Annotated in this window: 20 protein-coding genes; 6 read left to right on the top strand and 14 right to left on the bottom strand. The window is 43.8% G+C overall.

The features are described 5' to 3' along the window. Positions 1-8: 8 nt before the first annotated feature. Together ACEYKX_RS03645 and ACEYKX_RS03640 are read left to right on the top strand one after the other, a co-directional pair. Positions 9-662, top strand: coding sequence for a lysophospholipid acyltransferase family protein (locus tag ACEYKX_RS03645; RefSeq protein ID WP_373767822.1), 654 nt, complete (start codon positions 9-11; stop codon positions 660-662). Continuing rightward, entirely contained in the window at positions 659-1597 is a 939-nt protein-coding gene (locus ACEYKX_RS03640; protein WP_373767823.1) for a phosphatidate cytidylyltransferase, read from the top strand. The genes ACEYKX_RS03645 and ACEYKX_RS03640 overlap by 4 nt, the downstream gene beginning before the upstream one ends. A 91-nt stretch (positions 1598-1688) precedes the next feature. Here ACEYKX_RS03640 and oppF read toward each other — a convergent pair whose 3' ends face one another. The 12 genes from oppF to gloA form a co-directional block, all read right to left on the bottom strand. After that, the gene (oppF, locus tag ACEYKX_RS03635; protein WP_373767824.1) at positions 1689-2684 is read right to left on the bottom strand and encodes a murein tripeptide/oligopeptide ABC transporter ATP binding protein OppF; all 996 of its coding nucleotides are present in this window, start codon (positions 2682-2684) and stop codon (positions 1689-1691) included. Then, positions 2681-3664, bottom strand: coding sequence for an ABC transporter ATP-binding protein (locus ACEYKX_RS03630; protein WP_373767825.1), 984 nt, complete (start codon positions 3662-3664; stop codon positions 2681-2683). The genes oppF and ACEYKX_RS03630 overlap by 4 nt, the downstream gene beginning before the upstream one ends. A gap of 8 nt (positions 3665-3672) precedes the next feature. Continuing rightward, positions 3673-4590 (bottom strand): oligopeptide ABC transporter permease OppC, encoded by a 918-nt coding sequence (gene oppC, locus ACEYKX_RS03625; RefSeq protein ID WP_373767826.1) that lies wholly within the window; start codon positions 4588-4590, stop codon positions 3673-3675. Between the two features lie 12 nt (positions 4591-4602). Further along, positions 4603-5526, bottom strand: a complete 924-nt coding sequence (oppB, locus tag ACEYKX_RS03620) for an oligopeptide ABC transporter permease OppB (protein ID WP_373767827.1) — start codon at positions 5524-5526, stop codon at positions 4603-4605. Between the two features lie 97 nt (positions 5527-5623). Then, positions 5624-7261, bottom strand: a complete 1638-nt coding sequence (locus tag ACEYKX_RS03615) for an ABC transporter substrate-binding protein (protein WP_373767828.1) — start codon at positions 7259-7261, stop codon at positions 5624-5626. Between the two features lie 213 nt (positions 7262-7474). Further along, a complete protein-coding gene (gene ruvB, locus ACEYKX_RS03610) occupies positions 7475-8479 on the bottom strand; it encodes a Holliday junction branch migration DNA helicase RuvB (protein WP_373767829.1) in 1005 nt (334 codons plus the stop codon). Between the two features lie 21 nt (positions 8480-8500). Beyond that, the gene (ruvA, locus tag ACEYKX_RS03605) at positions 8501-9109 is read right to left on the bottom strand and encodes a Holliday junction branch migration protein RuvA (RefSeq protein ID WP_373767830.1); all 609 of its coding nucleotides are present in this window, start codon (positions 9107-9109) and stop codon (positions 8501-8503) included. Positions 9110-9252: 143 nt separating this feature from the next. Then, complete coding sequence (potC, locus tag ACEYKX_RS03600) at positions 9253-10020, bottom strand: spermidine/putrescine ABC transporter permease PotC (protein WP_373767831.1); 768 nt, start codon at positions 10018-10020, stop codon at positions 9253-9255. Beyond that, positions 10020-10880, bottom strand: coding sequence for a spermidine/putrescine ABC transporter permease PotB (gene potB, locus ACEYKX_RS03595; RefSeq protein ID WP_373767832.1), 861 nt, complete (start codon positions 10878-10880; stop codon positions 10020-10022). The genes potC and potB overlap by 1 nt, the downstream gene beginning before the upstream one ends. Next, positions 10867-11982, bottom strand: coding sequence for a spermidine/putrescine ABC transporter ATP-binding protein PotA (gene potA / locus ACEYKX_RS03590; RefSeq protein ID WP_373767833.1), 1116 nt, complete (start codon positions 11980-11982; stop codon positions 10867-10869). Before potA ends, potB begins: the two co-directional genes overlap by 14 nt. 229 nt (positions 11983-12211) lie before the next feature. Further along, a complete protein-coding gene (rnt, locus tag ACEYKX_RS03585; RefSeq protein ID WP_373767834.1) occupies positions 12212-12862 on the bottom strand; it encodes a ribonuclease T in 651 nt (216 codons plus the stop codon). After that, positions 12862-13266 (bottom strand): lactoylglutathione lyase, encoded by a 405-nt coding sequence (gene gloA, locus ACEYKX_RS03580; RefSeq protein WP_005710446.1) that lies wholly within the window; start codon positions 13264-13266, stop codon positions 12862-12864. The genes rnt and gloA overlap by 1 nt, the downstream gene beginning before the upstream one ends. An 81-nt stretch (positions 13267-13347) precedes the next feature. Between gloA and ACEYKX_RS03575 the strand changes: the two genes are divergently transcribed. Genes ACEYKX_RS03575 through ACEYKX_RS03565 form a run of 3 tightly spaced genes read left to right on the top strand, consistent with a single transcriptional unit; the run spans position 13348 to position 17078 of the window. After that, positions 13348-14163 (top strand): hypothetical protein, encoded by an 816-nt coding sequence (locus tag ACEYKX_RS03575; RefSeq protein ID WP_373767835.1) that lies wholly within the window; start codon positions 13348-13350, stop codon positions 14161-14163. Further along, on the top strand, positions 14164-16884 hold the full coding sequence (locus tag ACEYKX_RS03570; protein ID WP_373767836.1) for a YdbH family protein: 2721 nt from the start codon (positions 14164-14166) through the stop codon (positions 16882-16884). Then, positions 16881-17078, top strand: coding sequence for a YnbE family lipoprotein (locus tag ACEYKX_RS03565; protein WP_373767837.1), 198 nt, complete (start codon positions 16881-16883; stop codon positions 17076-17078). Before ACEYKX_RS03570 ends, ACEYKX_RS03565 begins: the two co-directional genes overlap by 4 nt. Before the next feature lie 44 nt (positions 17079-17122). On the opposite strand, the gene purT is transcribed toward ACEYKX_RS03565, so the two are convergent. After that, the gene (purT, locus tag ACEYKX_RS03560; RefSeq protein WP_373767838.1) at positions 17123-18304 is read right to left on the bottom strand and encodes a formate-dependent phosphoribosylglycinamide formyltransferase; all 1182 of its coding nucleotides are present in this window, start codon (positions 18302-18304) and stop codon (positions 17123-17125) included. A gap of 118 nt (positions 18305-18422) precedes the next feature. Continuing rightward, positions 18423-20732, bottom strand: coding sequence for a Tex family protein (locus ACEYKX_RS03555; RefSeq protein WP_373767839.1), 2310 nt, complete (start codon positions 20730-20732; stop codon positions 18423-18425). Positions 20733-20922: 190 nt separating this feature from the next. On the opposite strand from ACEYKX_RS03555, the gene ACEYKX_RS03550 reads away from it, so the two are divergent. Then, positions 20923-22110 carry an NAD(P)/FAD-dependent oxidoreductase gene (locus ACEYKX_RS03550; RefSeq protein WP_373767840.1) on the top strand — a complete coding sequence of 396 codons (1188 nt, stop codon included), beginning with the start codon at positions 20923-20925 and terminating at the stop codon, positions 22108-22110. Positions 22111-22201 lie beyond the last annotated feature (91 nt).

The following is a 22201-nucleotide window of genomic DNA, read 5'->3' as shown; positions in this document are numbered from 1 at the left end:
AATAGGCGATGAAACGGTGCATCAAAAAGGCGTTGGTGTGGTTGACCAACCATATACTTTGTCGGTTTGTTTCTTTTTTGACCGGGGTTCGCTCGAAATCTCCCTATGAAATAGCGTTTGAGCCGGAAAGGAAAGTGTATTACGCCAATCACAGCAGTCACGGTGATTTCATTTTAGTTTGGAATTCACTGCCCGCCCGCTGGCGGCTCCACACTCGCCCGGTTGCCGCCGCCGAATATTGGCAATCGGGGCGGATTAAGCGATTCATTATCGAGAGTGTCTTTAACGGTTTACTTATTCCCCGACAAAGTGAGGATCCGAAAGCGATCACCGAACAAATGACGGAAGCGTTAAAAGACCATTCTTTGATTATTTTTCCTGAAGGTACGCGCAATACCGATGAAAATATTCCGTTGTTACCGTTTAAAACGGGAATTTATTACTTGGCAAAACGTAATCCTGATGTGCAGTTTGTGCCGATTTGGATTAACAATATTAATCGGGTGTTGCCGAAAGGCAAATGGTTGCCGGTACCGCTATTATGCGAAGTCCGTATTGGCGAGCCGTTACAATGGAATGACGGGGAAGAGAAACAGGCTTTTCTTGATCGCGCACAAGCGGCATTGTTGGCATTAGCACCGGAAAGGAAGGAGGCGGTATGATTTCTCAGCAAGTCGGCTATATTTTTGCTTCAGTGTTTGCCGTATTGATTATTGCCGGTGTGATTGGAGAGTTGCTGAAACAAAAATACGGGGCGCAAAATACGACGATAGTGAATCTGATTGATCGTATCAATGCATGGTGGGCAATGGTGCTTGTGCTGTTTATCGCATTTCTGTTCGGGCATATCGGTACGATTATTCTGTTCTTTTTAATTTCTTTCGTCGGATTACGTGAGTTTATGACTTTGGTTTATCGGCAGCGAAGCGATTATTACAGCATGGTCGTCTGCTTTTATTTGTTGCTCCCGATACAATATTATTTTGTTTGGTCACAATGGTACGGAATGTTTTCGATTTTTATCCCGGTGTACGGCTTTTTGATTTTACCGATTGTCGCGAGTTTGAGCGGTAATACCGAACAGTTTTTGGCGCGGGCGGCAAAAACGCAGTGGATGGCGATGATCTGTATTTTCTGTTTATCACATGTACCGGCATTGCTGTTCTTGGAATTGGACGGTTTTGACAGCAGCAACAATATTCTGTTACTGATTTTTATGATTGCGACGGTACAAGCGAGCGACGTGTTGCAATATATTTGGGGAAAGTCCGTTGGCGGGCCTAAAATTATGCCGACTTTATCGCCGTCTAAAACCATCTCCGGTACCGTAGGCGGTATTGCCTCTGCAACAGGGCTTGCCGCATTGATGGCGCCGATTACGCCGTTCAGCCATTGGCAAGCAGCGGGAATTGGTTTGGTTATTTGCCTGATGGGCTTTTTCGGCGGACTGGTAATGTCGGCGATTAAGCGGGATCACCATGTCAAAGATTGGGGAAATATGATCAGCGGACACGGCGGCATGTTGGATAGAGTCGATTCGATTTGTTTTGCCGCACCGATTTACTTCCATGTTGTGCGTTATTTTTGGAATGGGTAGTAAAGAGATAAAAGAACGATTTATTTAATCGGTTTGATATATCACAAGCGGGCGGATCTGCAAAATATTTTGCAAATCCGACCGCTTGTATTTAGGCTTTAAAGCAAGCGACAAAATGGCTATCGTTGCCTTTCAGCACCGGTTTTTCCTTCGCACAACTTTCATCAGCAAGCGGGCAGCGTGTTCTAAACACACAGCCTGACGGTGGGTTAATCGGCGACGGTAAATCCCCTTCCAGTAATTGAATTTCTTTATTGCGTTCCAATTTTGGATCAGGAATCGGCACGGCAGACATTAACGCTTTGGTGTAAGGATGTTTAGTGTGATTATACACTTCGTCATCCGTACCTAGCTCCACCGCATTCCCCAAATACATCACCAACACACGATCGGAAATGTGTTTGACCACCGCTAAATCATGGGCAATGAAAATCAGCGATAAGCCCATCTCTTTTTGTAACGATTTCAATAGGTTAACCACCTGTGCTTGAATCGATACATCTAACGCCGAAACAGGTTCGTCACAAATAATCATTTTCGGCTCAATAATTAACGCACGGGCAATTCCGATACGTTGACATTGTCCGCCTGAAAACTCGTGGGGATAGCGGTTGATTAAGTTTGGTAATAAGCCTACTTTCATCATCATCGCTTGTACACGTTCTTTCACTTCCGCATCACTTAACTGTGGTTGATAAATTTTCAACGGCTCTGCGATAATTTCCCCGATATTCATACGAGGGTTGAGTGAGGCTAGCGGATCTTGGAAAATCATCTGAATATCTTTGCGGGTGTTTTTCCATTCCGCTTTCGATTGATGGCTCAAATCTTTGCCTAACCACACAATATTCCCCGCCGATGATTGAACCAAGCCGATAATGGCACGAGCTAGGGTCGATTTACCACAGCCTGATTCGCCCACAACACCAAGGGTTTCTCCTTCATACAACTTAAACGATACGTTATTGACCGCTTTGAGCGTTTGTGGTTTGGCAAAAAAGAGGGCCTTTTTATCTTTAATTTTGAAGTTCACATCTAAGTTTGTGACTTCAAGAATCAATTTTTTCTCTGTCATATTTTGGCTCATAGGGCAAACTTCTCCACTGGAATCCAACAGTTACGTAAACGACCGTCATCTAAACGTTCTAGTTGTGGTGCAACTAAACATTGAGACGAAAAATGTTTACAACGTGGCGAGAACGGGCAACCTTTTGGTAATTGTAATAAATTCGGTGGATTACCCGGAATGGTGACTAAGGTTTCCGCTTGTCCGTCTAAACGTGGAATGGCATCCATTAAACCAATCGAATAAGGGTGGGTAGGATGATAGAAAATTTGATCCGCCGTGCCGTATTCCATCGTTCTTCCCGCATACATGACTAACACTTTATCGCAGATCCCTGCAACCACGCCTAAATCATGGGTAATCATGATAATGGCAGTATTGAATTCTCGTTTGAGTTCATTCAATAAGGTCATAATTTGTGCTTGAACCGTCACATCTAATGCGGTGGTTGGTTCATCGGCAATCAATAATTTTGGACGACACAACAATGCCATGGCAATCATCACACGCTGACGCATACCGCCTGAAAATTCATGGGGATACATGCCCATACGTTTTTTGGCTTCCGGCATTTTCACCGCATCTAACATTTTGACCGATTCATTGAATGCCGCTTCTTTACCTAAGCCTTTGTGGAGCATTAACACTTCCATCAACTGCTCGCCGACTTTCATATACGGATTTAACGAGGTCATCGGGTCTTGGAAGATCATCGCAATTTCATTGGCTCGGATTTTATTTAATTCCGCAGTCGGTAAATTAACTAACTCTTTACCACGAAATTTTGCCGAGCCTGATACAATCCCATTTGCCGCCAATAAGCCCATTAGCGCAAAAGCAGTTTGAGATTTGCCTGAACCGGACTCTCCTACGATCCCTAATGTTTCCCCTGCATCCAGTGTAAAGTTGAGATCGTTTACGGCGGTGACCATGCCATCGGGAGTTTTAAAATTGACACGCAGATCTTGCACATCTAAAAGTAAATGATGTATCGCTGACATGAGATCTCCTATCTATCTTTTGGATCGAGGGCATCACGTAAACCGTCGCCAATAAAGTTAAAACAGAACAAGGTTAAGCAGAGGAAAAAGGCTGGGAATGCCAATAACCACGGCGATGTTTCCATTTGAGCTGCGCCATCGCTTAATAATGCCCCCCAGCTACTCATCGGCTCTTGTGTGCCTAAGCCTAAGAAACTTAAGAAAGATTCAAATAAGATAAGGGAAGGCACTTCTAGTGAGGCATAAACGACCACGATACCTAATACGTTCGGGATAATATGTTTCCAGATGATTTGGCGTTTTGGCACACCGCAGACAATCGCCGCTTCAATAAACTCTTTGTTTTTCAAACTGAGGGTTTGTCCACGCACGATACGGGCAAGGCTCAACCATGCAATCATCCCGATTGCCACGAAAATTAAGAGAATGTTTTGCCCGAAGAATGTCACCAATAAAATCACGAAGAACATAAATGGGAATGAGCCTAAGATTTCCAATAAACGCATCATCACCATATCCACTTTACCGCCGACATAGCCTGAAATCGCACCGTAAATCGTGCCGATCACAACGGCAATTAATGCTCCGGCAATCCCGACCATCAATGAAATCCGTCCGCCCATGGCAATTCGTACAAGCAAATCACGCCCTGAAGCATCTGTACCGAAGTAGTGGCCTGACTCCATATCGGGTGCGGCACTCATCATATTCCAGTCAGTATCTTCATAGCTGAACGGCATAAGCATCGGAGCAAAGGTAATAAACAGCACCACAAAGAATAAAATAATCAAACTGGCAACCGCCGCTTTATTGCGGAAGAAACGGCGACGAGCATCTTGCCAAAGGCTACGACCTTCTAAAATCAGATCGGCATTTTGCTCCGCCAATTTTTCAGCAAGCTCTTGATTCTTTTTGTTATTTAACATCTCACTGACTCCTTATGAATAACGAATTTTCGGATCAATTACGGCGTACAGAATATCCACAATCGCATTAAAGGTAATGGTTAATGTGCCCACCAAAATCGTTAAACTTAACACTAAAGAGTAATCGCGGTTTAATGCACCGTTTACGAAAAGTTGTCCGATACCCGGTAAACCGAATACACTTTCAATTACCATTGAACCGGTAATAATCCCCACAAATGCAGGACCTAAATAGGTAATGACAGGTAATAACGCAGGACGTAAAGCATGTTTGAAAATAATTCTGCTCAGTGGTAAGCCTTTCGCTTTAGCGGTACGGATAAAATTAGAATGTAGCACTTCGATCATCGAACCTCGGGTAATACGTGCAATCCCTGCCACATAAGCGATGGTTAATGACAATACCGGCAAGACCATATAATAAAGTTGTCCGCCGTTCCAACCACCTGCGGGTAGCCATTTTAAGTAAATGGCAAAGAACAGCACTAATAGCGGCGCAAAGACGAAACTCGGCATGATTACACCTGTCATGGCAAAGGACATCACAATATAGTCCCACCTGCTGTTTTGCTTCAAGGCGGCGACCGTTCCAGCTAATAATCCCAATGTGACCGCAAAGATAAAGGCTACAATCCCTAATTTAATCGACACAGGGAATGCAGAGGCAATCAAATCATTCACCGTTTGATCTTTATATTTGAAAGACGGTCCGAAATCCCCTTTAGACAGGTTTTCCAAGTAAATGAAATACTGTTTATATAGCGGTTCATTTAAGTGATATTTCGCTTCAATATTCGCCATCACTTCAGGCGGATAAGCACGCTCGGAGGTAAACGGGCTACCCGGTGCAAGACGCATGAGGAAGAATGAAAATGTAATTAAAATGAAAAGCGTCGGAATTGCTTCTAAAATTCTTTTCACAATAAACTTCAACATAGGCAAATCTCCAATCCACACTTAATAAATAAAACAAGCGGGGCGATCGTCTCAAAAATTTGCAAATTTTTAAGAAGATCGCACCGCTTACAAAAAATTATTGTTTAATGATATATAGGTTTCTTAACAAAATATCATCTTGCGGATCTTTACCTTCATAACCTTTCACGAATGGTTTGACTAAACGTGGGTTGACATAGTTATAGATAGGAATGATCGCATAATCTTTCGCTAACTGTGCTTCGGCTTTCGCATAGGCTGCTGCACGCTCTTCTGCATTGCCCGCTTTGTATGCTGCATTAATTTCTGCATCATAAGCTTCGCTCTTATAACGTGCGGTATTGTTACTTGAGTTAGATAAGAAGTATTTACCGAAAGTCGATGCTTGGTTATAGTCAGCTGCCCAACCTGCACGAGCTACATCATAGTTACCGCTACGACGAGTATCTAAGAAAGTTTTCCACTCTTGGTTTTCAAGCTTGATATCGACAATACCGTTCGTGTTTTGTTTTAAGATAGATTGCGCTGCAATCGCCACTTTTTTGTGGTTTTCGTTGGTGTTATATAAAAGCGTAAATTTAAGTGGATTTGATTTGCTAAAGCCTGCTTCTTCTAACAATTTGATTGCTTCTGCTTTACGCGATGCCATATCTTGTTTTGAATATTCAGGTTGTTGGACTAAGTGACCTTCTGTGATGTACGGCGGCGTAAACACGTAAGTCGGGGTTTGACCTTGACCTAATACTTTGTCCGTAATCACGTTACGGTCTAACGCAAGGTTTAGCGCCTTACGTACACGCACATCGTTAAACGGTGCTTTTTCGTTGTTTGGCTCATAGAAGTAGGTTGAAAGTGTACGGGTTACAAACACTTCATTCGGAATTTCTTTTTTGAGTGTCGGGAACTGCTCCGGCGGTAATGCGTAGCTGGTGATATGTAAATCACCCGCACGATAGCGTTGTACATCGGTACTTGAGTTTGGAATCATTAAGAATGTCGCTTTGTTAATCACGGTTTCTTTATCATTCCAATAAAGCGGGTTACGTTCAAAGACGATTTTTTCGTTGATCACGTGTTCTGCTAATTTATAAGCACCGTTACCGACATAGTTCTCTTTTTTCACCCATGCATCACCTAATTTTTCAACCACAGCTTTTGGCACCGGAAGCATAGTTTGGTGAGTCATCATATCAACCAAGTAAGGTACCGGGTTGCTTAATTTGATTTCTAAAGTGTAATCGTCAAGGGCTTTAACGCCTAACTCACTTGGTGCTTTTTTCGCATCAATGATGTCTTGTGCATTTTCAACTTGAAGATAGTTTAAGTAGCTCGCATAAGGTGATGCGGTTTTCGGATCGCCTAAACGTTTCAGAGAGAATTCAAAATCGTGTGCGGTAACCGGGTCGCCGTTTGACCATTTTGCATCTTTACGTAAATTGAATGTCCATGTTTTGAAATCATCCGAGTTTTTCCATGTTTCCGCCATACCCGGAATCACTTCACCCGCTGAATCTTTAGTCACTAAACCTTCAAGTAATTGGTATGAAACCTGTGCTTCCGGGAAGCCTTCCGTTTTATGCGGGTCAAAACTGGATGGCTCCGAGCTGTTGTTAATAATGACTTCTTGCTTCTCTGCAAGCACAGTGCCTTCAGGCACTTTTGCCGCAAAAGCAGAAACGGAAAGACCAAGCGCAATCGCACTTGCCAATAAAGAACGGGTAAATGTTGTTTGCATAGACATGTCTCCATAAGCTGTTGTGAGAAAGGCTTAATTAGTATCGTAAAAACTTTAGTTTGTAAAGTTTTTGTTAAAGTGAAAAGAAAGTATTTTGTCGTTATGCGAATGATGTCACGAAAATGGGATAGTTTTGTTCAAAATACAAGCGGTCTGTTTGGGAGAATTTTTTGCAAATTTTTCACAAATACAGACCGCTTGTAAAAGAGGGGATTAGTCGGTTTTGGTAAGACCAAAATGGCTGTACGTCCGTGAGGTCGCAATTCGCCCCCGAGGCGTACGTTGTAAAAAGCCTTGTTGAATGAGATAAGGTTCGAGGACATCTTCAATCGTATCCCGTTCTTCACCGATAGCGGCGGCTAGATTGTCTAAACCGACGGGACCGCCGTCGAAGCGTTCAATCACTGCGGAAAGCAGTTTTCTGTCCATAAAATCAAAGCCTTCCGAATCCACATCTAGCATCGTTAGAGCTTGTTTGGCAATGTCGGAGGAAATCACGCCGTTGTTACGCACATCGGCAAAATCTCGCACGCGACGTAATAAACGATTGGCGATACGTGGCGTACCACGTGAGCGGCGGGCGATTTCAAATGCACCATCAGGCGAAAGATTTAAATTCAGGCAGTTAGCGCTACGACTCACAATAGAAGTCAAATCTTCCACGGAATAAAACTCAAGGCGTTGCACGATACCGAAGCGATCGCGCAACGGTGAGGTGAGAGAACCGGCTCGGGTCGTTGCACCAACCAATGTAAACGGTGGCAAATCCAACTTAATAGAACGTGCGGCAGGGCCTTCGCCAATCATAATATCAAGCTGATAATCTTCCATAGCAGGATAAAGCACTTCTTCAATGGCAGGCGAAAGACGATGGATTTCATCAATAAACAGCACGTCATAAGGCTCAAGATTGGTCAGCATGGCGGCTAAATCACCGGCTTTTTCAAGCACCGGTCCCGATGTGGTACGAATATTCACGCCCATTTCGTTGGCAATAATATTGGCTAAGGTCGTTTTGCCTAATCCCGGCGGACCAAAGATCAACAGGTGATCCAAGGCATCTTTCCGTAATTTGGCGGCTTGAATAAAAATCTCCATCTGCTCTCGCACTGAAGGCTGACCAACATAATCGGCAAGCATCTTCGGGCGAATCGCTCGGTCTATGGTTTCATCTTCATTTTTAGCGGATGCGCTAATAATTCTGTCTGCTTCTATCATATTTTAATTCATGCCCGAAATTTATAACGCATTTTTTAACGCTTCTCGAATAAGCTGTTCGCTTGTCATGCCTGATTTATTGAGCTTCTTAATCATCTTCTCGGCATCAGCAGGTTTATAACCTAAAGCGACCAATGCTTCAGCTGCTTCCGTCGCAGGGTCGTTACTTTCATGTGCGACAATATGGGTCTCTGAAGATTGTTCTACAAAGAAATCGCTTTGAGCCATACCTTTAAATTTGCCCTTCAACTCAACCAGTAAACGCTCTGCGGTTTTACGCCCGATACCAGGAATTTTGGTTAGTTTCGCCAGTTCTTCTTGTTCTACGGCGGTAGCAAATTGGGAAACCGACATCGCCGATAAAATCGCTAAAGCCAGTTTCGGTCCCACACCATTGGTTTTAATTAATTCACGGAATAAGGCGCGATCTTGTTTTTGGGCGAAACCAAACAACAAATGGGCGTCTTCGCGTACAACAAGATGAGTAAAAATCGTTACGTCTTCGTTTACGGCGGGAAGGTTATAGAAACTGGTCATCGGCAAGAGTAATTCATAGCCGACGCCTTGTACGTCAAGCACCATTTCAGGCGGGGATTTTTCGAGAATTTTACCGTGAAGTCGTCCGATCATTGTGATATTTCCGTCAAAAATAAAGGCGTAAGGATAGCGGAAAACTGGATAAAATAACAGAGCAAGCGGTCGGATTATGCGGTTTTTTTGCAAAAATTAAGGGCGAACCGGTGTTCGCCCTTAATCAACATAGAAATGATGAATTAATCTTTCTTACGTAATACCAATTGGCTTAAGATGACCAAAGCCAACGAGAAGATAATCATGATGGTGGCTAATGCATTGACTTCAGGCGTTACCCCGGTTTTTACCAAGGAGAAAATTTTCAGCGGTAACACTTCATAGCTTGCACTGGTCACGAAAGAGGATACGACAACGTCATCCAATGAAATCGTGAAGCTGAGTAACCAACCGGAAACAATTGCCGGTAATAACAACGGTAACAAAATTTTACGCAAAATGGTAAATTCGCTTGCGCCCAAATCTTTTGCCGCCTCCAACATTTTGGCATCGAAATCGTTTAAACGGGAAGAAACCGTCACGACCACATAAGGCAAGCAGAAGGTAATGTGCGCAAACAATAACGACCAAAAGCCCAACGATACACCGACCAACATAAATAGGGCAAGTAGCGATACCGCCATAACGATATCCGGTGACATCATGACCACGAACAACATCCCGCCGACGAACTGCTTACCGCGAAAACGGTAGCGGTATAACGCAATTGAAGTTAATGCGCCGATCAATGTTGCCAATGTTGCGGCAAAAAAGGCAACGGTAACGGAATGGATTGCAGCTTGGATAAGGGTATCGTTGTTGAACAGACGTTCATACCAGTTCCAACTGAAGCCTTTCCACGTTAAACCGTAGCGATCTGCGTTAAAGGAGTTGACAATTAAAATGATGATTGGAATGTACAAGAATGCGTACACGACAAACATAAAAAAGCTTTTCAATACGCGATTCATTATTCTAACTCCACTTTCTTATTCATCAGTTTGTTTGCACGGTAGTAAACGTAAATCATCAACGCCATTAAAATAGTTAATGCAATACTGATGGCGGAACCAAACGGCCAGTTACGCGTTACCAAGAATTCACTCTTAATGATATTCCCTACAAGCAATACTTTCGCGCCGCCTAATAGGTCTGCAACGTAGAACATGCCCATAGCCGGCAGTAAGACCAATAAGCAACCCGCCACGATTCCGGGCATGGTCAACGGAATAATGATTTTCACGAAACGTTGAAACGCATTGGCACCCAAATCTTTTGCCGCTTCCAACAGACGCCCGTCAATTTTCTCGATAGAAGAATAAAGCGGTAAAATCATGAACGGAAGCAAGATATAAACCAAACCGATAACTACGGCAATTTCCGTATTCAGGATGCGGATCGGTTCACTGATGATGCCCAGCGAAAGTAATGTGCTGTTTAGCACGCCTTTTACACCCAAGAAAATTTTCATTCCGTAGATACGAATCAGTGAGTTGGTCCAAAACGGTAACACCACTAAAAAAAGTAAAATCGGGCGATATTTTTCAGGTAATTTGGCAATCATAAAGGCAAACGGATAGCCGACGATTAAGCAAATTACCGTAGCAATTCCCGCCATATAAAGCGAATTCCACAGTACTTGAGAATACAGCGGATCGACCAAACGGGAATAACTGTCAACAGAGAAGGTAAACTCAATCAGTTCGCTACTGTCTTTGGTCATAAAACTGGTGAATAACACCAGCAAATTCGGGATTAATACAAAGAAAATTAACCAACCGAAGATAACCGCCACAGTAACATTTTGGAATTTCTTACTAGCAGTCTTCATCGTCGAGTACAACCTCCCAACCTTCGTGCCATGTTAACGCCACTTTTTGACCGACAGAGTGGTCCATGTGCGGATCGTCTTCATTGAAGAATTCGCTGACCAAGACTTTCATTTGGTTATGATCTAACACAACGTTAGACTCAAGCGTCATCCCTTTATAAGTCCGATCGCTCACGTGTCCGATCACCGCTTTGGCACTTTCGTTTTCATCGAGTTCTTCAATCACAATATCTTCCGGACGAAGCAAGACTTTGAGTTTTTGATTCGGATGAACCGGCAAATCGGTGTAGATTTCACAAATACGTCCTTCTACATTGGCTTTGACGGTTTTTTCACTGACCCGCTCAATCACGGTGGCGTCAAAAACGTTGATTTCACCGATAAAGCGTGCAACGAACAAGTTGCTCGGTTCTTCATAAATTTCACGCGGGGAACCGTCTTGCTGAATTTTACCTTTGTTCATCACGATAATACGATCGGACATGGTTAATGCTTCTTCCTGATCGTGGGTAACGAAAATAAAGGTAATACCTAACTGACGTTGCAACTGTTTCAATTCATGTTGCATTTCTTTACGCAATTTGTAGTCAAGAGCGGAAAGCGATTCATCCAATAACAATACTTTAGGCTGATTCACGACCGCACGGGCAATCGCAATACGTTGCTGCTGACCGCCGGAAAGTTGTGCCGGTTTGCGTGATGCCATTTCTTCCAAACGCACCATACGCAACGCTTCCATCACGCGCGGTTTAATTTGATCCTCAGGTACTTTTTGCATCCGTAAACCAAAGGCTACGTTATCAAAAATGGTCATATGAGGGAAAAGTGCATAACTTTGGAAAACCGTATTGACCGGACGTTGTTCCGCATCGACATCGGATACATCCTGCCCGTCAAGAATAATTGAACCGTCCGTTAAATCTTCAAAACCGGCGATGAGACGCAATACGGTTGTTTTACCGCAACCGGACGGACCAAGAATGGTTAAAAATTCACCGTCGTTAATGGTGAGATCCAAACCGTCGATAATGGTTTTTTCACCATAACGTTTGGTTATTGCTTTCAGCTCAATAATAGGTTTTTGTTGCTCTAACTTTTCCATTGATTTTTGTTTTCCCCCTAGGGCATTGTTGAGAAAATGCAAAAACTGAATAAAAATTCAGCACGGCTGAGGCGCAATTATTGCGCCCGTAAAATAGCTTGCAATGATATAGCTTCTGTATGGGGAATGAAAGTAAAAATTTGTGCTTGACGGGAAATTATTTGACGGAACAAGCGGTCGGATTTTGTAAAAATTTTGCAAAAACTCACCGCTTGTTGCCGATTGGAATTTAGTCGGGAAGGCTAGGCGGAAAGCCCCCTAACTTTTTCAGTTTATTTACCATGGCGCAAAATAACTCGGCGGTGCGTTCGGTGTCGTACAGGGCGGAATGCGCCAGCTTACCGTCAAACGGAATTTGTGCCGTTTGGCAAGCTTTGACCAGCACGGTTTGCCCGTACATAAAGCCGGCTAACGTGGCGGTATCGAACATGGCAAACGGATGAAACGGATCGCGTTTGGCGAGAGTCCGTTTGACCGCCGCCTGCAAAAATGCTTGGTCAAAGGTGGCATTGTGTGCCACGATAACGGCGCGTTGGCAACCTTGCGCTTTGATCGCTTTACGCACCATTTTGAACATCTCCGTAATGGCAATCTCTTCCGGTACGGCACCGCGTTCAGGATTATTAATATCAATGCCGTTGACTTTTAATGATTCGGGGTTGATGTTTGCACCTTCAAACGGCTTGATATGGCAATGGTATTTCTGATCTAACGCCAAAAAGCCGTCATCATCCATTTTAAGGGTGATGGCGGCAATTTCTAACAGTGCATCGGTTTGTGCGTTTAATCCGCCGGTTTCCACATCGATCACCACAGGCAAATAGCCGCGGAAGCGGTGTTTAAGCAGATTATAATTGATCGGTTGCTCGGTTTCCGTCATTAACCCAACGCCTTTTGTGCATCTTTATTGGCGATAAATTCGATTTTGTAACCGTCCGGATCCTCCACAAAGGCGATCACCGTTTTACCGCCCAATACCGGTCCGGCTTCACGGGTTACTTTACCGCCGGCTTGACGAACGGCCTCAACGGTGGCGTAAATATCATCTACGCCGATGGCAATATGGCCGTAAGCCGTACCCAATTCATAGCTTTCCACACCCCAGTTATACGTCAATTCAAGCACCGCACTTTCGCTTTCGTCGGCATAGCCTAAAAATGCCAAGGTATATTTATATTGTTCGTTTTCACTGGTGCGTAACAAACGCATGCCAAGTACTTCCGTATAGAATTTGATTGAACGTTCTAAGTTACCGACACGTAACATGGTATGTAAAATTCGCATGGTGAAATCCTCATTAACATAGAAAAAACAGGGCGCATTATGGCATAATCTCGAACCAAAATCATTTTTACGTTTTTTATTATGTCACACAATCACGATTCTCCGTCTAAACTTGAAACGGCGACACACGCCGTTTTACCGTTACTCATCATGCTGTTTATTGAAATGGCATTAAATCATTATTCTGCCCCGCAGCATGCCATTTTTATTTCCCCTTATCTGTTGGCGTTTTTCGTGACTTGCGCAATCGCACTGGTTGTGTTGTTAAAAGGGCAGATCTGCCCAGGTCAAAAGGGACGCTTAACCTTTATTTTGCCGTTTTTATTGGTCTTTGCGGTCGGTAATTTTCTGTATTCGGTGTTGTTCACGCCAAAACATACACCGGCAATTCTCGCCGCCATCGCCTCAATATTTATTCCGTTTATTTATTGGCGTTTGCCGAAAGACGAGCAGCTTTACCGAACCATGATCTATTGCGGGTTCGGTATCGTAGCGATCGGTATCATTCAATATTTGGCGATTTACTGGTTTGAAATTCCGTCACTGTTTAACGGCATTCGCGCCAATAATTTTGCCCAATTGTTATTGGGTATTTTATTGGCGGGATGGTATTTGATGTTGGCGAAAAGCCGTTTGGACGGTTTTTTCAGACTACTGATTTTATCGGCGTTGATCGCCTTGGTTTGTAGTTATATTTGGACGATGTTTGTGCTTTACCAACATTTGAACATCATGCCGACGATGCCGGTGGAAAGCTATTTTGTCTTTTTTGCAGCTCAGTTTGTCATTTTTGCGATGTTGGCATGGCTGCTATTGGGAAAAAATATCAAAAATCCGACCGCTTGGACGGTAGCGACTTTCCTGGCGATGCTTTATCCGTTGACGAATATTATCTAAATGTTACGTAGAAGTTTATTGGTAATCGGCGCGATAATACTTGCCATCCTCATGGCAGGGGTGGTGCTGTTGCTTTCCTCTACTCAATTAACCTCTACCATTAACTATGTTTTACCGAGCGGCTGGAAAATTCATATCCCTCAAGGTATTGAACCGCATTGGCATCACGCCCGCCTTCCGCAATTCACCCTGTATTATCAAGATTGTCCGATTGTGTCGGCGGAGGATTTAACGCTGCAATGGCAGAATGAACATGCCGTTCGACTAAATCAAGCGACCGTCGATTACGCTTGTTTTTCACTTTTTCCCAAAACGGAAAAAAGCCAATCGGATCCTTCGCAACAGATTAAAACGCTTCTCGCCTTGCTGCCCGAGGGAAAAGCGGAAATTCAAGCGCTGACGTGGAAAAATCTACCCGATGACATGCACGATCGTTTAAAAGCGTTACTGGATTCACCGAGTGAAATTAAGGTGACACTTTTTCAGCGGAAATTGAGTGCACATGTCAAACAACAAGCGGTCGGATTCGAGGCAAATTTTGCAAATCGGCAGCTCACGGTACACTTAAATTATCAACCGAGCAACGATGAAAAACATACCGCCGAGATTTCAACGGAATTGGATGAACGTTTGTGGGCTTTGCCGACAAAGGTCAGCTTGAATTATCAATGGCATTTGCCTGAACATTTTCTGACGGAACCGAGCTTAGCGCAGGGGCATTCCACATTGACTTGGCAAAAGCAGGGTAATCAGTTGCAAGGGCAGTGGCAACTGGCTTCGGCGATTCAAACGGCGAATCAACTCAACCTGCCTTTTCAATTTGATTTTAACAGCCTTAAGATCGAACAAGGCAGAGTGAACTGGCAAATCGGAGACGATATTCCGCTCAATGCGTTTATCACAACGACGATTACCCCTAACCGTTTTGAGGCTGACAATCTGTACCCTATTCAAACGGCTTTGCGGGTGAGTTTACTCACACAAAGCGAAAAAGGGAAAGGGAACATCGTGATCAGCAGCCCACAGGGCGAAATTCAGGCTGACAGCCTGACGTTTCCGTTGCAAATCACAGGCAATATTAAACGGGGAGATTATATTTTATACAGTTCAATTCCACTGGATTTACGTGGCAAGTTTGATGATCTGACTTTACGTTTTCTGCAAGGCTCGCTGTTACGTTTGACGGGAACGGAACGTTTTTTAACCATCAATGACTTACGTTTTCCGCTGGCGGGGATCACGGTGGATAAACACGGTATTAACGGGCGTTTACAGGCGATTTTCCGTGGAGAAAGCCCTGATTTTAAACATATCGAAATGCGCTTGGACGGTTTCGCCAATAATTTTAAAGCGGGGGCGTTGGACTTTTTCCAAGATCCGAGCGATCCCGCCGCCGTGAAAGACCAATGGAACTGGCGTTTTTGGGGAAATTCGCAAATTAATGCCCTAAACAGACCGCTTGCCGTCTCAGGACGTGGCTTATGGCATCAAGATTTAGTGCAACTTTCCGAATTTAGCGGCAATCTGACTCAAATCCGTCAAAACGGCGTACATATTCCTAATACGGAATTGAAACTGAGCGAGCCGATTAATTTTGACTATGCCAAATTTCACTTAACCGGCGGTGTCAAACTGTCCTCGCCGCAGGTGAATTTTGATTACGGCGGCGTGCTGGAACAACCGACGGCGAATGTGAATTTTTACGGCGAAGTGGAAAACCTCAATTTCAGAGGCGAAGTGACCGCCAATAAACTCGGGCCGATTAAACTGTTTGCCCGCCGTAAGCTCACAAAAAACGCGAGTGATTTAATCGGTAAGCTTTATTGGTCGGAACAACCGGCGAACGTATTCCAAAGTCTTTTTCCGTTTAGAAATCAATGGGTAATCACTAACGGTACGATTAAAGGCGAAACCGCATTTAGCGCCAATGCTGCTCGCGGGCTGGCGGCAGGCGGGCATTTTGCTATTCGCAATGGCGCCGTGTCGCTACCAAGCGGTGAGATTAACGGCATCGATTTTTCACTGCCTTATCGATATAAAAATAATGAGGTGGATATCGGGCTGAAAAAAGCCTTGGACGTGACTATTGATGAAGTGAATATCGGTGTGCCGATGACGAATGTCAAAGTAAAAATTCAAGGACATATTCCTTACAGTAAGCGCAAGCCGCTTTACTTGAGGGAATTGAGTTTACAGCTGTTGGACGGGCAGCTCAAGGTGGAACATTTTGCTTTACCGCAAACGCAACCTGCCTATTTGAATTTGTACGGAATACAGTTTGAACGGATACTTGAATTGGCTCAATACCATCAACTGGAACTTACCGGCAAAGTCAACGGTGTTTTTCCGTTTTGGCTTTCGGGCAAACCTTGCTATATTTGCAACGGCACGTTGACGCAAGCGGAAAAATCCTACTTAAAACTGACTCCCGATTTGCTTAAGGCGATTAATCAGGGCGGCTATACGGAGCAGATTTTGGCGTATATGGTCAATAAAAGTGAAATTGATGATTTCAGTGCAACGGTGAATTTGAACGGCAAAGGCGATATGGATTTGTCGGCGCAAATTCATTCAAGGCTGACCGAACATCAACAAGCCAAAGTCAATTTGAATTATCACCATAAAGAGAATATGTTCGACCTGTGGAAATTGATTAATTACGGCTCGCAATTTGAGCAAAATATTGAACACTCAATCTATCAACAATTGGATAAACAATGAAAACCGCATACTCGCTTTTTGCAATTTTTTGCCTGAATCTGACCGCTTGTACGCCAACGGTTAAGCTTGAAACGCCGGAAGAGGGGATTACCATTAATATGAATGTGGTGGTGGATCACAAAATTGAAGTGCAGATGGATGAGAAGTCCAGAGCGGTGATCAAAACCATTGATAACACAGAAGCCAAAAAGTAACCGCTTATTGAAAGCTCAACAAGCGGTCACTTTCTCTTAATTTTTTACAAATTAACTTCTAATTTATCGTAAGCACGTCTCGCTTTTTCAAGGGCTTTTTCGACATTTTCATCACGAGCCAAAATCACCCCTAAGCGACGATGCCCGTTCACTTCCCCTTTACCGAATAAGCGTATGTTGGTATGTGGTTCAGCGAGTACTTTTTCTAAATTACCGAAGGTGACTTGAGTTGATTTTCCTTCCACCACGATGGCTTTTGACGCAGAAGGGCTGATTAAAGTAATCTTAGGAATCGGTAAACCTAAAATCGCACGGGCGTGTAAGGCAAATTCAGATAATTCTTGGGAAATCAGCGTTACCATACCTGTATCATGCGGACGTGGCGATACTTCGTTGAAGATGACTTCATCACCACAAATAAAGAGTTCGACCCCGAAAATACCACGTCCACCTAATGCGGTGGTAATTTTTTCAGCCACTTCTTGAGCTTTTTTCAGTGCGGTTTCAGACATCACTTGCGGCTGCCAAGACTCACGATAATCACCATCAATTTGGATATGACCAATCGGGGCTAAGAAAGATGTGCCGTGAATATGGCGAACAGTTAATAAGGAAATTTCATAATCAAACTGGATAAAGCCTTCTACAATCACTCGACCGCCGCCTGCTCGTCCACCTTGTTGGGCATAATCCCACGCCCGTTGAATATCTGCGTCGGATTTCACAACACTCTGCCCGTGTCCAGATGACGACATAATTGGCTTCACAACACAAGGAATACCGATTTCGTGAATGGCTTGAGTAAATTGCTCAAAACTATCCACAAAGCGATAAGGGGACGTTTTTAGTCCTAATTCTTCTGCTGCCAAACGACGAATGCCTTCTCTGTTCATTGTAAGTTTGGTCGCTTTTGCCGTAGGAATAACGTGATAGCCTTCCTGTTCAAGTTCGACTAAGGTATCGGTCGCAATGGCTTCAACTTCAGGCACAATAAAATCAGGTTTCTCTTTTTCAACCAAGTCACGTAACGCATTGCCATCTAGCATAGAAATCGTATAAGCACGGTGTGCCACTTGTTGAGCAGGGGCATTCTCATAGCGATCAACAGCGATAACTTCTACGCCTAAACGCTGTAATTCAATCACCACTTCTTTGCCTAATTCACCAGAGCCAAGCATCATCACTTTGGTTGCTTTTGCTGTTAATGGTGTGCCTAATGTTGTCATAATTGTGTTCCTTTTATTGAAAATTTCGCAACATTATAACAAAAGCAAACGTTTGCGTTTAGTTTTTTTGTAAGAAAAAAGGACAAAGTCAAATGACTTTGTCCCAACTGGCAGTAGATTACTTCTTCCACCCCTTCAACGCATCTGCAAAAGCATTGTTACCAAAACTTTGGCGTTCAGACTTCTGCAAGCGGTCGGATTTGCCAAATTCTTTGCGTTTCTCACCGCTTGTATCACGTTTATCCGTTGGCTTATCGTCCAAACGCATTGTTAAGGCAATACGTTTGCGAGCTACATCCACTTCTAACACCTTCACTTTGACCACATCACCCGTTTTTACCACTTGGTGAGGATCTTCAACAAAGCTGTTCGATAACATTGAAATATGCACTAAACCGTCTTGATGAATGCCAATATCCACAAACGCTCCGAAGTTTGTCACGTTAGTGACGGTGCCTTCTAAAATCATACCGACTTTCAAATCGCTGATTTCTTCTACGCCGTCCATAAAGATCGCCGTTTTGAACTCACCACGAGGGTCACGTCCCGGCTTTTCAAGTTCTTTGAAAATATCGTTTACCGTTGGTAAACCAAATTGTTCATCCACAAAATCTTTGGCATTCAAGCTATGAATTTTCGTTGAATTACCCATCAGCTCACTCAACGTAGAAGCGGTTGCTTGTAAGATTTTTTCTACCACAGGATAGGCTTCCGGGTGAACACTTGAAGCATCAAGCGGGTTCTTTCCGCCTAAAATTCGCATAAAACCAGCACACTGCTCAAAGGCTTTTGGCCCTAAGCGAGCGACTTTTTTCAGATCAGAACGGGAATTAAAACGCCCGTTTTCATCACGGTAAGCCACAATATTTTGAGCTAAGGTTTTCGTCATACCTGCCACACGAGCAAGCAACGGTGCAGAAGCGGTATTTAAGTCCACGCCCACCGCATTTACACAATCTTCTACCACCGCATCAAGTTTACGTGCCAGTTGCGACTGATTAACATCGTGCTGATATTGCCCTACGCCAATCGCTTTAGGTTCAATTTTCACCAATTCCGCCAACGGATCTTGCAAACGGCGAGCAATCGACACCGCACCACGCAAGGATACATCAAGCTCAGGGAACTCAGCTGCCGCTAATTCTGAAGCCGAATAAACAGATGCTCCTGCTTCACTCACCACCACGGTTTGTGGTTTATTCTCTTTGATCTCTTTAATCACTTCTTTAGCAAAACGCTCAGTTTCACGGGAAGCCGTGCCGTTACCAATCGCAATTAAATCCACATTATGCTGTTTAATCAGCTTATAAATGGTCACCATTGCCGCGTCCATCTGTCCCGTATGCGGATAAATCGTGGCGGTATCCAATAATTTGCCCGTATTATCGACCACAGCCACTTTCACCCCAGTACGCAAACCCGGGTCTAATCCCATCGTATTTCTTGCCCCTGCAGGTGCAGCCATTAATAATGCCGATAAATTACGTGCAAACACATCAATCGCTTCTTCTTCCGCTTTTTCTCGCAATGCCCCCATTAATTCCGTTTCAAGGTGTAACAAGGCTTTGATTTTCCACGTCCACGCAATCACTTGCGAACGCCAGCTGTCTGCCGGTTGCTGACGAAGTTGTACGCCTAAATGTTCACGAATAATCTCTTCACAATAACTTGAACGGCTACCTTCTTCCGCATCAGGATCGGCATTCAAATTGAGCGACAAAATACCTTCATTACGCCCACGGAACATCGCTAAAGCACGATGTGATGGCACATTTTTCAATAGCTCACTGTGAGCAAAATAGTCACGGAATTTCTCGCCTTCTTCTTCCTTACCTTCAATCACCTTCGCTTCAAGGGTTGCATTAGCGGTCAGATATTGACGTAATTTTGCAAGCAGATCCGCATCTTCGGAAAAACGTTCCATCAAAATATATCTTGCCCCATCAAGCGCAGATTTCACGTCTGCCACACCTTTTTCTACATCGACATAGGCTTCGGCTACCGTTTCTGGTACTTGGCTAGGATCGTTCCAAAGGCTGTCCGCCAACGGCTCAAGCCCTGCTTCAATCGCAATTTGCCCACGAGTACGGCGTTTCGGTTTATATGGCAGATAGAGATCTTCAAGCTCCGTTTTACTCTGTGTTTGTTCAATTTTTTCACGCAGTTCATCAGTGAGCTTGCCTTGCTCTTCAATGGATTTCAAAATAGTTTGACGGCGGTCGTTTAGTTCACGCAAATAGAGCAAACGCGTTTCAAAATGGCGAAGTTGAGTATCGTCCAATCCGCCGGTCACTTCTTTACGATAACGGGCGATAAACGGAATGGTATTCCCTTCATCAAGTAGCGTCATCGCTGCAAAAATTTGTTCGGATCGCACCGCTAACTCTGCGGCAATAATTTGGCTGATTTGGTGATTGAGTTCTGTCATTGGGTATCCTGTAAAACAACATCAAATTTACAAAAGGGGGGTATTTTAGCAGGGAAATGGGGAAATTTCTGAAAAGTTTGTTTTTTTGGGGATTTTCTCTGATATACCGTCATCGACATAATCGGTATAAAATAACGAGAGATACGCTATTTTAGCGGTAACCATACTAATTTCAAATAAAAAGGGCAATATGAAACAATTTGATGCAATCATCATCGGTGCCGGAGCGGCTGGTTTATTTTGTGCGGCACAGATCGGGCAAGGGGGAAAATCGGTACTGGTGCTGGATAACGGCAAAAAAATCGGGCGGAAGATTTTAATGTCGGGCGGTGGCTTTTGTAATTTCACCAACCTAGATGTCACTCCCAACCATTATATTTGCCAAAATCGCCATTTCGTCAAGTCGGCACTTGCTCGCTATACCAACTGGGATTTTATTTCGCTGGTGGCAAGCTACGGCATTTGTTATCACGAAAAAGAGTTGGGGCAACTGTTTTGCGATGAAAGCTCGCAACAGATTGTCGATCTCCTACAAGCCGAATGTGAGAAAGGCAACGTAGATATTCAGCTTCGACAAGCGGTCAGTTCCATCGAAAAATCTGCAAATTTTTTCCACATTCAGACCGCTTGCGAAAGCTATCAAACGGAAAATCTGATTATTGCCACAGGCGGTTTGTCAATGGCTGGCTTAGGGGCAAGCCCATTTGGTTATAAAATTGCCGAGCAGTTTGGTATTCCCGTTATCCCCGTTCGTGCAAGCCTTGTGCCGTTTACTTGGAAAGAAAACGATAAGATTTTTGCCACCTTATCCGGTATCGCTTTACCCGTTAGCGTAAGCAACCGCAATAAAACCTTTAGCAATCAAATGTTGTTTACCCATCGTGGCTTATCAGGACCTGCTATTCTACAAATTTCAAACTACTGGGATTTGGGTGAAACGGTGGAAATTGATTTACTGCCGTCCGCCTCTATCCTTGATATTTTGAACGAACTGCGTCAATCTTCGCCGAAATTGCAGTTAAAAACCGTATTATCTCGCCATTTACCAAAAAAACTAGTCGAACTGTGGATTGAGCAACAGATGATCAAAGATCAGATCATCGCTCAACTGAATAAAGCTGATCTTGCCTTTTTAGATCACTTTATTCATCGCTGGCAGTTTTTACCAAATGGCACTGAAGGCTACCGTACCGCTGAAGTCACAATGGGCGGCGTTGATACCGATTATATTTCGTCCAAAACAATGGAAGCGAAAAACGTTCAGGGTTTATATTTTATCGGTGAAGTGCTTGATGTAACAGGCTGGCTCGGCGGCTATAATTTCCAATGGGCGTGGTCGTCGGCATTTGCTTGTGCCGAAAGCATTTTAGAAAAGTAACAAGCGGTCAGATTAATAAAAAATGTGGTGATTTTAGGAATTAGTCCTGACAGTCCGCAAAAACTGACCGATTTTACCGATAAAAAGCACT

This window comes from Glaesserella sp. (assembly GCF_041817755.1).
In the GTDB taxonomy this organism is placed as follows: domain Bacteria; phylum Pseudomonadota; class Gammaproteobacteria; order Enterobacterales; family Pasteurellaceae; genus Glaesserella.
The sequence above is the reverse complement of the archived record's forward strand: the minus strand, read 5'-3'. Positions and strand labels throughout refer to the sequence as shown.

Bases quoted from the DNA above. Each gene is read 5' to 3' on its own strand.
- ACEYKX_RS03555 (WP_373767839.1), bottom strand. From the start codon at position 20,732: ATGACAGAACTCAATCACCAAATCAGCCAAATTATTGCCGCAGAGTTA.
- ACEYKX_RS03550 (WP_373767840.1), top strand. From the start codon at position 20,923: ATGAAACAATTTGATGCAATCATCATCGGTGCCGGAGCGGCTGGTTTA.
- ACEYKX_RS03645 (WP_373767822.1), top strand. From the start codon at position 9: ATGAAACGGTGCATCAAAAAGGCGTTGGTGTGGTTGACCAACCATATA.
- potB (WP_373767832.1), bottom strand. From the start codon at position 10,880: ATGAAGACTGCTAGTAAGAAATTCCAAAATGTTACTGTGGCGGTTATC.
- ruvB (WP_373767829.1), bottom strand. From the start codon at position 8,479: ATGATAGAAGCAGACAGAATTATTAGCGCATCCGCTAAAAATGAAGAT.
- gloA (WP_005710446.1), bottom strand. From the start codon at position 13,266: ATGCGAATTTTACATACCATGTTACGTGTCGGTAACTTAGAACGTTCA.
- oppF (WP_373767824.1), bottom strand. From the start codon at position 2,684: ATGAGCCAAAATATGACAGAGAAAAAATTGATTCTTGAAGTCACAAAC.
- ACEYKX_RS03570 (WP_373767836.1), top strand. From the start codon at position 14,164: ATGTTACGTAGAAGTTTATTGGTAATCGGCGCGATAATACTTGCCATC.
- oppC (WP_373767826.1), bottom strand. From the start codon at position 4,590: ATGTTAAATAACAAAAAGAATCAAGAGCTTGCTGAAAAATTGGCGGAG.
- ACEYKX_RS03565 (WP_373767837.1), top strand. From the start codon at position 16,881: ATGAAAACCGCATACTCGCTTTTTGCAATTTTTTGCCTGAATCTGACC.
- ruvA (WP_373767830.1), bottom strand. From the start codon at position 9,109: ATGATCGGACGACTTCACGGTAAAATTCTCGAAAAATCCCCGCCTGAA.
- ACEYKX_RS03640 (WP_373767823.1), top strand. From the start codon at position 659: ATGATTTCTCAGCAAGTCGGCTATATTTTTGCTTCAGTGTTTGCCGTA.
- purT (WP_373767838.1), bottom strand. From the start codon at position 18,304: ATGACAACATTAGGCACACCATTAACAGCAAAAGCAACCAAAGTGATG.
- potC (WP_373767831.1), bottom strand. From the start codon at position 10,020: ATGAATCGCGTATTGAAAAGCTTTTTTATGTTTGTCGTGTACGCATTC.
- ACEYKX_RS03630 (WP_373767825.1), bottom strand. From the start codon at position 3,664: ATGTCAGCGATACATCATTTACTTTTAGATGTGCAAGATCTGCGTGTC.
- oppB (WP_373767827.1), bottom strand. From the start codon at position 5,526: ATGTTGAAGTTTATTGTGAAAAGAATTTTAGAAGCAATTCCGACGCTT.
- rnt (WP_373767834.1), bottom strand. From the start codon at position 12,862: ATGACGGAAACCGAGCAACCGATCAATTATAATCTGCTTAAACACCGC.
- ACEYKX_RS03615 (WP_373767828.1), bottom strand. From the start codon at position 7,261: ATGCAAACAACATTTACCCGTTCTTTATTGGCAAGTGCGATTGCGCTT.
- ACEYKX_RS03575 (WP_373767835.1), top strand. From the start codon at position 13,348: ATGTCACACAATCACGATTCTCCGTCTAAACTTGAAACGGCGACACAC.
- potA (WP_373767833.1), bottom strand. From the start codon at position 11,982: ATGGAAAAGTTAGAGCAACAAAAACCTATTATTGAGCTGAAAGCAATA.